Genomic DNA, 11,731 nt, shown 5'->3' with positions numbered 1-11,731 from the left:
GCTGTCAAGCGGTTATTTTCAGAAGCTTTCGAAGATTTCTTCAACAACTTCAACCACTTGCGCCTCCGATCTCTCGTCAGCGGGAGGCGAATAATACAGCATTGAATTACGTGGTCAACCCCCTTTCAGAAATCTTTTCCCTGACTTAACCGCGGCGCCAAAGGCGCCTCCTTATATAAGGCGGGGGCCGCATGCATCCTCCCACTTGGACCCTCTATAGATGTAGCCAAGCGCCTGGACGATGCTTTAACCGCAGCAGGTCTTTTTTTTCACACGAGGAACAGTGATCATCGCCTCCCCAAACCGCGAGGAACCGAAACCATGGAATTGATGCTGGAAGCTGTTGCCCTCTTTGCACTCAAGCTCGTGCACGAGACAGACGACGGCAGCCCGGTGTTGAGAGACGACCTGGTAATGGACGGGTATGAGCGGGAGGTGTTTGGGTTGTTGGTGCGGCAGGGCGATCTTCGCGGGATCCTGCTTAAGATTGATGAATGTGTTACGCAACTGCTGAATTGCTTGGGAGGCCTTAACACTGTGTTGGGCCGCGAACTGCAGCGGTTGGCCAACGATGTGCAGAACATCCATCAGCTCAACGAACTTCGCCCGCCGCTAGCCCTCCTCAAGGACTATCTGAAAGACATCCAATAATGTCTGCGATCAACATCCAGGCCAGGTAGGCCGCCATGCCGGTGCGACAATGCTACCTGGGCTGAAAGGTCTCAAGGTACGCCAGGATGTTTTCGATCTTCTCCTGGTCACTGATACCCCAGAAGATCATGCGCGTGCCGCTCACAACGTTCTTGGGCGCTTCGATATAAGCGGCGAGTTTGTCGCGAGTCCACACCACGCCGGAGTTTTTCATTGCATCGGAATATTGATAATCGGTCGTGGTTCCCGCCGGCCTTCCGATGATGCCATTGAGCTGCGGTCCAAACCCACCCCGTGCGCCTTCGCCGACGCTATGGCAGCCACCGCAGGTCTTGGTGAAGAGCTTGCCGCCCGCCTCGGCGTCACCGTCCGCAAGAGCCGGGGCGGTGTTGAGGATCAGGACGAAAGTGAGTAAGGCGTACTTCATGGCGGGTTCCACATTGGCGGGTACGGCGAATTATGCCTGCTTGCCAGGATCGTGCCGTACATCCCGGCAAACACGCAACCTAGACAGCTCGATCGACCACCCATCGTTTAAAAAACATCCAATCGAACCTAATCCTCCACTGCCCACTCCACCTAACTGAACCCTGATGGTGGAGTAAGGATCATGGCTCAGCCATCGATTTTGGTGCTGGAAGACGACGAGATCATTCGGGCGTTGATGGTGGATGTGCTGGAAGATTTCGGCGCAGTAGTGACGTCGTTTCCTTCGGCGGATGACGGAATGATTTACCTGGAACGGGGCGATGAACCGGTGGACCTGATTGTCAGCGACATCCAGATGCCGGGATTGCTCAATGGCTATGACTTGAGCCGCGTGGTGGCCCACCGCTGGCCGGAGGTGCGAGTGTTGCTCACATCCGGCAACACCAAGCTCGCGGCGCAACTGGGCGGATCGGTGCGGTTCCTGCCCAAACCCTGGAGCACCCGACATCTGCTTGAATGCGTGCAAACGGCGCTGGCCTCGCAGGGGCCGTGCATGCACTGATAGCGTCGCGACATCATCCAAACCGAACTTCAAGGTAGCCGCTGCGGTCATTAGAGAGCAACGAGCGATTATTCTGATAGCTGGTCAGGTTTTTCGTTTTGCGCGTACAGAGAATGGTCATGAGTTGTGTAGAATCGTCGCCCATTTTCTTGCGTCATTCATGGCCGGCAGGCCCACAGTTCGAGCTTATTGAATGCATTCACAGGCCCATGACGTCAGTGCGCCCCCATTGCTGGAAGCATTGCGCAAGGGCACGGCCCTGCTGCATGTAGCCCTGGAAAAACGCTTGCCGTTTTTTTCCGACTGCCTGGATGCCGGCGCTTACCGACGCTTGCTCCAGGCGTATTACGGATTTTACGCGCCGATGGAAGCGGCGTTGCGTGACTGTGAATTGATCCCTGAAGGATTCGACCAGGCACTGCGTGTAAAAACGCCGACCCTGGTGAGCGACCTGCGCGCCCTCGGCCTGAGCGACAAGGCCATCAGCGCCCTGCCCCGCTGCGCCCATTTGCCATGCCTCGACACCCCGGCCGCCTGTCTCGGGGCGCTGTATGTGCTGGAAGGCGCGACTCTGGGTGGCCAGGTTTTGCGCCGGGAAATGCTCCGGCGTCTAGGGCTGGACGAGAGTAGCGGCACTGCGTTCCTCAATATATACGGTGCCGAAACCGGTCGACGCTGGAAGGAATTTCTCGATTACCTGGGTCGCATGTCACTGGACACCTCAGCTACACAGAGGGCGGCGCAAGCGGCCCGATCGACATTCAGCTGCTTTGAGCAATGGCTCGACAGCCAGGAGGTACTGCTATGAAACCCGATGATTTTGAAGAGCTGCTTGCCAACTGCGCCGACGAGCCCATTCGCTTTCCGGGAGCGATCCAGCCTCATGGTGTACTGCTGACGTTGTCGGAACCTGGCCTGAATATCATCCAGGTCAGCGCCAACGTCGGCACATTGCTCAACCGTGCGCCCGAGGCGCTGCTGGGCCAGCCGCTGCACACGTTGATCGGCGCGGAGCACGCGCAGGCCGTGCAGACCATGGCGGAGCACAACACGTTCTTCGACGCGCCGACGCTGCATGTCACCCTCAATGGGGCGACGTTCGAAGGCTTGCTGCATCGCCATCAAAACGTGCTGGTGCTGGAATTCGAACCACACCTGGAGGACTTCAAACCGCGCGCGCTGCAAGGCCGCACGAGTAATCTGGGCAAAATGTTGCAACGTTTGCAGTCGGCGAAAACCCTGCAGGCGCTCTACGAAATCAGCGTGAATGAAATTCAGGCCATGACCGGCTATGACCGCGTCCTGATCTACCGTTTCGAAGAAGAAGGCCATGGCCAGGTGATCGCCGAAGCGTCGGGGCCGTCCATGGAGCTGTTCAACGGGCTGTTCTTCCCCGCGTCCGACATTCCCGAGCAAGCGCGCGAACTGTATCGCACCAATTGGCTGCGCATTATTCCCAACGCCGCCTACGAGCCGGTGCCACTGCTGCCCAAGTTGCGTCCCGACACCGGCGAGCCGCTGGATCTGAGCTTTGCGACCTTGCGCAGTGTGTCGCCGATTCACTGCCAATACATGCAGAACATGGGTGTGCTGTCGTCCATGAGTATCTCGCTGATGAAGGGCGACACACTCTGGGGCCTGATCAGTTGCGGCAACCGTGAACCACTGATGGTGCCTCACGATTTGCGCATCGCCTGCCAGACGATCGGCCAGGTGCTGTCGCTGCAGATCAGCGCCATGGAAGCGCTGGACCTGAGCCGTCAGCGCGAAGAAAAAGTCGATGCCCTGGCGCGCCTTGACCGGGCGATGAAAGCGTCGGACGACAACGTGTTCGATGGGCTGGCCCAACAAGGCCAGTTGCTGATGGACCTGACGCTGGCCGGCGGCGTAGCAATCATTGAAGACAAACAATTGCACCGCTACGGTAACTGCCCGGAGCCGGCGCAGATCCGTGCGTTGCACAAGTGGCTGCAAGAACGCGGCGAGCCGGTGTTCTCCAGTCATAACCTGGTTTCGGTGTATGCGCCGGCCTTCGAGTTCCAGCAGGTGGCCAGCGGTGTCCTGGCCATGAGCCTGCCTAAGCCGGTGGACAACGGCGTGCTGTGGTTCCGCCCGGAAGTGAAAGAGAACATCAACTGGAGCGGCGACCCTGAAAAACCGCTCAACCTGGAAAGCTCGGACGCCGGCCTGCGTCTTCGCCCACGCACCTCATTTGAAATCTGGAAAGTGGTCATGGCCGGCATCTCCACCAAGTGGAGTCACGGCGACCTGTTCGCCGCCAACGACCTGCGCCGCTCGGCCCTGGAAAACGACCTGGCACGCCAGGTAAAGCGCGAGCAACAAGCCGTACGGGCGCGTGATGATCTGGTGGCGGTGGTGTCCCACGACCTGCGCAACCCGATGACCGTCATATCCATGCTCTGCGGCATGATGCAAAAAGCGTTCAGCTCCGAAGGCCCTCACACCTCGCGGCGGATTTCCTCTGCCATCGACACCATGCAACAGGCCGCCGGGCGTATGAATGTGTTGTTGGAAGACTTGCTCGACACCTCGAAAATCGAGGCCGGGCGCTATGTGGTCAAGCCGGTGGCACTGGACGTGAGCCAGATGTTCGAAGAAGCGTATTCGTTGCTCGCGCCGCTGGCGATGGAAAAGGGCATCGACCTGTCGTTCAACGCCGAGCCTGGTCTGCAAATCAACGGCGACCCGGAGCGCTTGTTCCAGGTGCTGTCGAACCTGATCGGCAACGCCATCAAGTTCACTCCGCGCCAGGGCAATATCGGCATCAGCGCCATGAGCAATGGCGAAGAGATTGTGTTTTCGGTACGCGACTCCGGCGAAGGCATCGCGCCCGAGCAGTTGCCTTACGTGTTCGACCGCTATTGGACCCAGACCGAGAACAATCCCACAGGAAGCGGGCTGGGGTTGTACATTACCCAAGGTATTGTCCAGGCCCATGGCGGCAAGATTGTGGCTGAGAGTGAAGTGGGCCGCGGCAGTGAGTTCCGATTCACGGTGCCCAAGGTGCTGGAAAGCTCACCTTCCTGACGCGGTAGCAATGCGCGACTATTACAGCGCATTGCGAAATGGGTTGGCACACAATCGCGCTGCGTTTGTACTGGAGGCCAGGGACGCTCCCACCTCCTCCCACCGCTGACGTTGGCATCAACGACCGCAGCGATGATGCTCGAGAAGGATCGAGGCATAGCCGTCACGTTTTGCCACAGGCTGTTTATAGATAGCCCGCCCCGCGCCGCTATAAGTTGGTCCGGCTTCACTTTGGCAGGTGAAGCTTTTTTCCATACTTATTAAAAGGAAACTCTTATGCTTGGCGCTATCAATTCTACACTGGGCAACTTCCAATACCCTCCCCTGCAGCAGGACGATGCAATCTCCCAGCGCAAGAAGCGCAGCATTGAGCAATACCCCTTTCAACTGAACGCTCAGGAATCTGACGGCTCGACGCACACTGACGCGCGCAGGGGCCGCAGCGGCGGATTGGACTCGCTGGGCAAGGGCAACTTGCTCTAACCCTTGATACGAAGGGCTGTGCACGGCCCTTCGTATTTTCATAACGGCCAGCCTTAACAAAACACTGACATTCATTGCGTTAACCTTGCCGGTTCAACCCTGGTCGAGCCTCTTCCTGCATGCCGCACCCTGACACCCTGCCGGACGTTATCGTCGGTCCCCTGCTGCGGCGGCTTGAGCCCCGACGCCTGGTACTTTGGCTGGTCGGTAGCCGTCCTCTGGACATGATCCTGAGACTGCACGTGGCCGAGCAATGCCTGGATATACCCCTAGGCCAGGTTCACTGCCAGGTCATTCCGGTGGGGCGCCACGCGTTTATCCATCTGATCGACGTGCCGTTGGACGACGCGCTGCCGCTGGATGTGGCCATCGACTACGACCTGTTGGTCGACGGTGTCGGCATTGCACAGTGGGCGCCGCATCTGCTGTATGCCAACCGGCAAACCCCGAATTTCATGTTGCACAGCCGTATCCATCAATTGGTGCATGGCTCGTGCCGCAAACCTCATCACAGCGCCAACGAAGGCCTGCTCTGTGTCGATCGCCTGCTGGCGAACACCACTACCTCGGCCGATCGCCCGGCCTTGCTGATGATGAGCGGCGACCAGGTGTACGCCGACGATGTGGCGGGGCCGATGTTACGGGCGATCCATGCGCTGATCGCGCGCCTGGGCCTGTTCGATGAGCATCTGGAGGGCGCCGTGGTGGATGACAGCGCCAGCCTCTACGAACATCACGCCAGTTACTACCATCGCGCCGATCTGTTGCCGGCGCTGGACAGCAATGAGACGCTGCGCGAGCGGTTTTTCGGCGGCGCGAAAAAGCCGATTTTCACCAGCAGCACCGCGGACAATCACTTGGTGACCTTCGCCGAAGTCATGGCCATGTACTTGCTGGTGTGGTCACCCATACCCTGGCGCCTGATCACCGCGCAACCGCCGCAATTAGGCGCTGAAGAACAGTCGCGTTACACCCGCGAGCAGGCACGGATCGACACCTTCCGCGAAGGTTTACCAGGGGTTGCACGGGCATTCGCCCATCTGTCCACCTTGATGATCTTCGACGACCACGACATCACAGACGACTGGAACCTCAGCGCCCAGTGGGAAGAAACCGCCTACGGCCATGCGTTTTCAAAACGTATCATCGGCAATGCCTTGCTCGCCTACTTGCTATGCCAGGGTTGGGGCAACAACCCGGATGCCTTCGGCGACCCGGTGGAGCAAACCCGGAGACTGACCACCCAAACGCACGACAATCACCTGGATGCCGCCACGCAGGACGACCTGTTGGCGACCCTGTTCAGGTTCCAACAGTGGCATTACGTACTGCCGACGACCCCCGCGCTGGTGGTGCTCGACACCCGTACCCGGCGTTGGCGCAGTGAGTTCACCCTCAAACAGCCGTCCGGCCTGCTGGATTGGGAAGCGTTGAGCGAACTGCAGCAGGAACTGCTCGACCACCCGTCAGCCATCATCGTCTCGCCCGCGCCCATCTTTGGCGTCAAGCTGATCGAAACGGTGCAGAAGATCTTCAGTTGGTGCGGTCATCCGCTGCTGGTGGATGCGGAAAACTGGATGGCCCACCGTGGCGCGGCACAGGTAATCCTCAACATCTTCCGCCACTCGCGCACACCCGGTAACTACGTGATTCTCTCGGGGGACGTGCATTACTCGTTCGTCTATGAGGTGCTGATCCGCCATCGCAACGCCGGCCCACGGATCTGGCAGATCACCAGCAGCGGCATCAAGAACGAATTCCCCCCGCGCTTGCTGGAATGGTTCGACCGCCTCAACCGCTGGCTCTATTCGCCACGCTCGCCGCTCAACTGGTTCACGCGCCGACGCACCATGCAGGTGGTGCCGCATATCCCGGAACATGCCGAGGCCGGTGAGCGGCTGTGGAATTCAGCCGGGATCGGCCAGGTATTTTTCAATGAGCAAGGCCAGCCTGAAGCGATCTACCAGCACAACGCCAACGGCAAGCCACGCACGCGGATGAAAGCGCCGCAGCAATAGCCAATTGCCACTTAACGCCTAATATGCAGTGACCCTATTCAAAGCGCCCGAGCCACGTTGTACAGTTAGCCCCAGCCACGGAGTATCGGCGTCAACATGGGTCCGCCTCGGTAGCCCGCCCAGGCAAGGAGCGCAAAGATGAACGATATTTCCGGCAATCGCTCGTTGACGCAGGATGCCGCCCTCGTCAACGCCGATATATTGCATACCCTCCTCGAATTGGTCAGCGATGGGATCTGGGACTGGAACGCCAATACGGGGTTCGTCTACCGCAACCCGGGTTGGTACGAAATGCTGGGCTACCCCCGCCACTCCCTGGATAACAACATATTCACCTGGGAAAACGTGATCCACCCCGACGACTACAACCAGGTGATGGCGCTGTTTGACGACTACCTCCACCGTCGTTCCCCCAGCTTCCAAACCGAATACCGGTGCCGCAAAAAAGATGGCGGCTATCTGCTGATCGAAGACCGGGCCTACGTGATTGCGCGCAACCCCGACGGCTCGGTGGCGCGAATGGTCGGGGCGTTGCGGGACCTGCAGGTACGCAAAAGCGCCCTCGAACAACTGGAGCAACGCAATCTGTCGCTTGAGGCCTTGGTGGCGGAACGCACTCAAGAACTGTCGCGCGTCCACCAGCAGTTGCAACTGCAGATCAACGAAAATCGCCTCTTGGCCGAGCGTGACGCGCTGACCCTGATCGCCAACCGCTATCGGCTGCAAAAAGTGCTGCTGGATGAGTGCAACCGCGCCCAGCGCTTTTGTCTCCCGTTGGCGCTGATCGCAATAGATATCGACAATTTCAAACCGATCGCCGATCGCTACGGCCATGCCGTGGGCGACCAGATCCTGCTGCGAGTGGTGGAGTGCCTGGAAAGCTGCGTTCGCCCCGGTGATCTGCTGGCCCGCTGGGGCGATGATGAGTTCATGGTGGTCCTGCCCGAAAGCTCGCTGGACACGGCCAGAGCGCTGGCCGAAAACATCTGCCTACAGATAAGAAACACGCCGGTGCACGACAGTTTTAACGTCACCCTGAGCCTGGGTGTGGCCGAGCACCTTACGGATGAATCCCCCGCCGCACTGATGGCGCGTGCCGATTCAGCGTTGTATCGCGCCAAGGCAGCGGGGAAAAATAGCGTGTCAGCGTAGGCCCCTTGTCAGCGCACCGGCGGCGCGTATTGGATGCCACCGTTGTTCCACAGCGCATTGAGCCCGCGCTTGATCTTCAACACGCTGCCCTGGCCGATATTGCGCTCGAACACTTCACCGTAGTTGCCCACCTGCTTGACGATCTGCACCACCCAATCCCGGCGCAGCTTCAGGTCCTTGCCGTACTCGCCATCAGCCCCCAGCAACCGCGCCACGTCCGGGTTCTTGCTGGTCCTGGCTTGCTCTTCGACGTTCTGCGAGGTGATGCCCATTTCTTCGGCGTTGAGCATGGCGAACAGGGTCCACTTGACGATGCTGAACCACTCGTCATCGCCCTTGCGCACCAGCGGTCCCAGGGGCTCCTTGGAAATCACCTCCGGCAGCACCACGAACTCCTCCGGGTGAGCCATCTTGATGCGCTGGGCATACAGGCCCGACTGGTCCGTGGTCAGCACATCACAACGCCCGGCCTCCAGGCCCTTGGCGCTTTCGTCAGCGGTGTCGAAGGTGATCGGCGTGTATTTCATGCCATGGGTGCGAAAGTAATCGGACACGTTGAGTTCGGTGGTGGTGCCCGCCTGGATGCACACGGTGGCGCCGTTCAATTGTTTGGCGGCGGTCACGCCGAGCTTGTTGTTCACCAGGAAGCCGATGCCGTCGTAGTAGGTAACGCCGGTAAACACCAGCCCCATGCCCGAATCACGGGAGCTGGTCCACGTAGTGTTGCGCGAGATCAGATCGATTTCGCCGGATTGCAGTGCGGTGAAACGCTCTTTGGCGGTCAGTTGGGTGAATTTCACTTTTGAGGCATCACCGAACACAGCGGCCGCCACGGCGTGGCACACATCCACGTCGATGCCGGTCATCTTACCCTGGCTGTCAGGGACGCCAAAGCCTGGCAACCCGTCGCTCACTCCGCACTGGATAAAGCCTTTTTTCTGGATCGCGTCCAGCGTGGTACCCGCGTGGGCACTGCCGGCCAGGCCCAGGATGAGGGCGACGCTGACCGCGGCCAATGAGGTCTTGAGGTGTTTCATGCGACTCACTCCTTGTCGAACTTTATAGGTCGGCGCCGTACCACCCACGCCATTTTTTGTTGTCCGGCAGTATCCATGGCATTGCAGCGTTGCCACAAACGACCTTTTGGCAACAGCTCCTTCCGATTTGGAATGACCCGGCGACTTTATTTCGTTTGCGACAAGGCCAGGCCCACGGCTTAGATAAAAAGGAGCCCGCCACTGCCGAGTCCCAGAGTCATGAGCCGCGAAACCATCAGCCAATCGATTTCCTTCGTTCACCCCATCCACCTCAGCCACGGCAACAACGCCGAGGTCTGGGACACCTCGGGCAAGCGCTATATCGACTTTGTCGGCGGCATCGGCGTACTCAACCTGGGCCATTGCCACCCGGCCGTGGTGGAAGCGATTCGTGAACAGGCAACCCGGCTGACCCATTACGCGTTCAACGCTGCACCACACACGCCCTACATTGAGTTGATGGATCGTCTGACGGCGTTTATCCCGGTGGGCTACCCGGTCAGCGGCATGCTCACCAACAGCGGCGCGGAAGCGGCGGAAAACGCACTGAAGATCGTGCGCGGCGCAACTGGCCGTACGGCGGTGATCGCTTTTGATGGCGGCTTCCATGGTCGCACCCTGGCCACGCTCAACCTCAACGGCAAGGTCGCGCCCTACAAACAGAAGGTCGGCGTACTGCCCGGCCCGGTGTATCACCTGCCTTACCCCAGTGCCGATAATGGCGTGACCTGTGCCGAAGCGCTGAAGGCCATGGACCGTCTGTTCAGCGTGGAAATCGACGTTAACGATGTGGCGTGTTTCATCATCGAACCGGTGCAGGGCGAAGGCGGTTTCCTGGCGTTGAACATCGAGTTCGCCCAGGCCCTGCGGCGATTTTGCGATGAGCACGATATCCTGCTGGTTGCCGACGAGATCCAGTCCGGATTCGGCCGCACCGGCCAACGCTTTGCCTTCTCGCGCCTGGGCATCGAACCGGACTTGATCCTGCTCGGCAAAAGCATCGCCGGCGGAGTGCCGCTGGGTGCGGTGGTCGGGCGCAAGGTGTTGATGGACAACCTGCCCAAGGGTGGCCTAGGCGGGACTTATTCCGGTAACCCCATCGCCTGCGCGGCGGCATTGGCAACCCTCGATGTGATGACGGATGAGCATCTACAGACATGGGGCACCCAGCAAGAAGAAGCCATTGTCAGTCGCTACGAGGCCTGGCGCGCGCAGCACCTGTCGCCTTATCTGGGCCGTTTGACCGGCGTGGGTGCCATGCGCGGCATAGAACTGGCGTGTGCCGACGGTACACCCGCCCACAAGCAATTGGCCCAGTTGCTGAACCTGGCGCGCGATGCCGGCTTGCTGTTGATGCCCAGTGGCAAGTCTCGGCACATCATCCGCTTGCTGGCGCCGCTGACGATTGAACCTGCGGTACTGGAAGAAGGGCTGGATATCCTTGAAGCGTGCTTCAAGCAGTTGGTTTAACCCCCTGCATCCGCCGACCGGCAGCCTGACCGCGCGATAAGGGCATTGTGCTGCCTTGACCTGATCCCCCTCCCCCCTGAAAATGCGCGACGCTTTTTTGTCTTCTCCGTTTACTGAAGTAGTGAAATTTCAATGTCCGATTCTTACACCGCACACTCCACCGAAGAATCCGTAGTCGCCTTGCACGCCAAAGCCGAATACGAAAACGCCATCAATCTTTCACAGCATGTGCCTGCGGCCAAGATCATCAGCGAGATGGTGTTGGACGCGTTCCACACCTCCAAGGAAAGCGATCAGATCCGCGAGCTGCGCATCGCCATCCGCCAGGCCCACGATGCCTTCGATGACGACAAGGCCTACGACCTGATGGGCCAGCTCAAGCAGTTGAAAGACGCCGAGGCCGCCGACAACATCGCGCTGGAAGACCTGAGCAGCAAATTCTCGATCAGCCGCATCCTGTCCAGCTTCAAGGACGACCCCGAGTTCCAGGAGCTGGTCTACGGCCTGGCCCTCAAAGTGCTGAACCAGTCTCACCAGGCCATCAGCAATCCGAGCGCCGGCAAGGGCAAGGCCGCCCGCCCCAAGAAAGAAACCGAAGTGTTTGTGATCAGCAAGGATGGCATCAGCGTCACCCTGCCGCTGCGCACGCCACGTTCCAAGCTGAACGTCGACCGTGAAGCGTTCGAGTTCCTGGGCTTCAGCTTTGTGGGTGACGGTGATGAAGCCGAGCTGGCAGTGGAGAGCTTTGTGGATAACGCCGGCGTCGAGCAGCCGCTGAGCCGCAAGAGCGTGATCACGGCCTTGCAGCAGCAAAGTGCCTTTGACGGATACAGCATCGCGCAGCAGTAACCCAGGACTAAACGTGGCGACGGTTCGGCTTG

11 protein-coding genes are annotated in these 11,731 nt (G+C 59.4%); 8 read left to right on the top strand and 3 right to left on the bottom strand.

Annotated features, from left to right (window positions below):
* The first annotated feature begins 321 nt into the window (after positions 1 to 321).
* Positions 322 to 651, top strand: coding sequence for a hypothetical protein (locus V6M90_RS25400; protein ID WP_332847304.1), 330 nt, complete (start codon positions 322 to 324; stop codon positions 649 to 651).
* Between the two features lie 52 nt (positions 652 to 703).
* Here the strand turns inward: V6M90_RS25400 and V6M90_RS25395 are convergent, their stop codons facing one another.
* Positions 704 to 1,078 (bottom strand): c-type cytochrome, encoded by a 375-nt coding sequence (locus V6M90_RS25395; protein ID WP_003175991.1) that lies wholly within the window; start codon positions 1,076 to 1,078, stop codon positions 704 to 706.
* Positions 1,079 to 1,261: 183 nt separating this feature from the next.
* Here V6M90_RS25395 and V6M90_RS25390 point away from each other — a divergent pair, with 183 nt between their 5' ends.
* The 3 genes from V6M90_RS25390 to V6M90_RS25380 all read left to right on the top strand — a co-directional run bounded on the left by V6M90_RS25390 (position 1,262) and on the right by V6M90_RS25380 (position 4,690).
* Entirely contained in the window at positions 1,262 to 1,642 is a 381-nt protein-coding gene (locus tag V6M90_RS25390; protein WP_003175992.1) for a response regulator, read from the top strand.
* A gap of 193 nt (positions 1,643 to 1,835) precedes the next feature.
* A complete protein-coding gene (locus tag V6M90_RS25385; protein ID WP_003175993.1) occupies positions 1,836 to 2,450 on the top strand; it encodes a biliverdin-producing heme oxygenase in 615 nt (204 codons plus the stop codon).
* Complete coding sequence (locus tag V6M90_RS25380) at positions 2,447 to 4,690, top strand: ATP-binding protein (protein WP_003175994.1); 2,244 nt, start codon at positions 2,447 to 2,449, stop codon at positions 4,688 to 4,690. Before V6M90_RS25385 ends, V6M90_RS25380 begins: the two co-directional genes overlap by 4 nt.
* A 117-nt stretch (positions 4,691 to 4,807) precedes the next feature.
* On the opposite strand, the gene V6M90_RS25375 is transcribed toward V6M90_RS25380, so the two are convergent.
* Positions 4,808 to 5,248 (bottom strand): hypothetical protein, encoded by a 441-nt coding sequence (locus tag V6M90_RS25375; RefSeq protein WP_332847303.1) that lies wholly within the window; start codon positions 5,246 to 5,248, stop codon positions 4,808 to 4,810.
* 44 nt (positions 5,249 to 5,292) lie between these two features.
* Between V6M90_RS25375 and V6M90_RS25370 the strand changes: the two genes are divergently transcribed.
* Together V6M90_RS25370 and V6M90_RS25365 are read left to right on the top strand one after the other, a co-directional pair.
* Positions 5,293 to 7,191: an alkaline phosphatase D family protein gene (locus tag V6M90_RS25370; RefSeq protein ID WP_332847302.1), complete on the top strand. Its 1,899-nt coding sequence runs from the start codon at positions 5,293 to 5,295 to the stop codon at positions 7,189 to 7,191.
* Between the two features lie 138 nt (positions 7,192 to 7,329).
* Positions 7,330 to 8,343 (top strand): diguanylate cyclase domain-containing protein, encoded by a 1,014-nt coding sequence (locus V6M90_RS25365; RefSeq protein ID WP_003175997.1) that lies wholly within the window; start codon positions 7,330 to 7,332, stop codon positions 8,341 to 8,343.
* A gap of 8 nt (positions 8,344 to 8,351) precedes the next feature.
* Here V6M90_RS25365 and V6M90_RS25360 read toward each other — a convergent pair whose 3' ends face one another.
* Entirely contained in the window at positions 8,352 to 9,380 is a 1,029-nt protein-coding gene (locus tag V6M90_RS25360; RefSeq protein ID WP_332847301.1) for an amino acid ABC transporter substrate-binding protein, read from the bottom strand.
* 219 nt (positions 9,381 to 9,599) lie between these two features.
* Here V6M90_RS25360 and V6M90_RS25355 point away from each other — a divergent pair, with 219 nt between their 5' ends.
* Both V6M90_RS25355 and V6M90_RS25350 read left to right on the top strand, forming a co-directional pair.
* On the top strand, positions 9,600 to 10,850 hold the full coding sequence (locus V6M90_RS25355) for a 2-aminoadipate transaminase (RefSeq protein WP_332847300.1): 1,251 nt from the start codon (positions 9,600 to 9,602) through the stop codon (positions 10,848 to 10,850).
* A 132-nt stretch (positions 10,851 to 10,982) separates the two neighbouring features.
* On the top strand, positions 10,983 to 11,699 hold the full coding sequence (locus V6M90_RS25350) for a hypothetical protein (RefSeq protein ID WP_003176000.1): 717 nt from the start codon (positions 10,983 to 10,985) through the stop codon (positions 11,697 to 11,699).
* The last annotated feature ends 32 nt before the right edge of the window (positions 11,700 to 11,731 follow it).

The organism is Pseudomonas lactucae (genome assembly GCF_036688725.1).
Lineage (GTDB): Bacteria > Pseudomonadota > Gammaproteobacteria > Pseudomonadales > Pseudomonadaceae > Aquipseudomonas > Aquipseudomonas lactucae.
The sequence above is the reverse complement of the archived record's forward strand: the minus strand, read 5'-3'. Positions and strand labels throughout refer to the sequence as shown.

Bases quoted from the DNA above. Each gene is read 5' to 3' on its own strand.
- V6M90_RS25400 (WP_332847304.1), top strand. From the start codon at position 322: ATGGAATTGATGCTGGAAGCTGTTGCCCTCTTTGCACTCAAGCTCGTG.
- V6M90_RS25395 (WP_003175991.1), bottom strand. From the start codon at position 1,078: ATGAAGTACGCCTTACTCACTTTCGTCCTGATCCTCAACACCGCCCCG.
- V6M90_RS25390 (WP_003175992.1), top strand. From the start codon at position 1,262: ATGGCTCAGCCATCGATTTTGGTGCTGGAAGACGACGAGATCATTCGG.
- V6M90_RS25385 (WP_003175993.1), top strand. From the start codon at position 1,836: ATGCATTCACAGGCCCATGACGTCAGTGCGCCCCCATTGCTGGAAGCA.
- V6M90_RS25380 (WP_003175994.1), top strand. From the start codon at position 2,447: ATGAAACCCGATGATTTTGAAGAGCTGCTTGCCAACTGCGCCGACGAG.
- V6M90_RS25375 (WP_332847303.1), bottom strand. From the start codon at position 5,248: ATGAATGTCAGTGTTTTGTTAAGGCTGGCCGTTATGAAAATACGAAGG.
- V6M90_RS25370 (WP_332847302.1), top strand. From the start codon at position 5,293: ATGCCGCACCCTGACACCCTGCCGGACGTTATCGTCGGTCCCCTGCTG.
- V6M90_RS25365 (WP_003175997.1), top strand. From the start codon at position 7,330: ATGAACGATATTTCCGGCAATCGCTCGTTGACGCAGGATGCCGCCCTC.
- V6M90_RS25360 (WP_332847301.1), bottom strand. From the start codon at position 9,380: ATGAAACACCTCAAGACCTCATTGGCCGCGGTCAGCGTCGCCCTCATC.
- V6M90_RS25355 (WP_332847300.1), top strand. From the start codon at position 9,600: ATGAGCCGCGAAACCATCAGCCAATCGATTTCCTTCGTTCACCCCATC.
- V6M90_RS25350 (WP_003176000.1), top strand. From the start codon at position 10,983: ATGTCCGATTCTTACACCGCACACTCCACCGAAGAATCCGTAGTCGCC.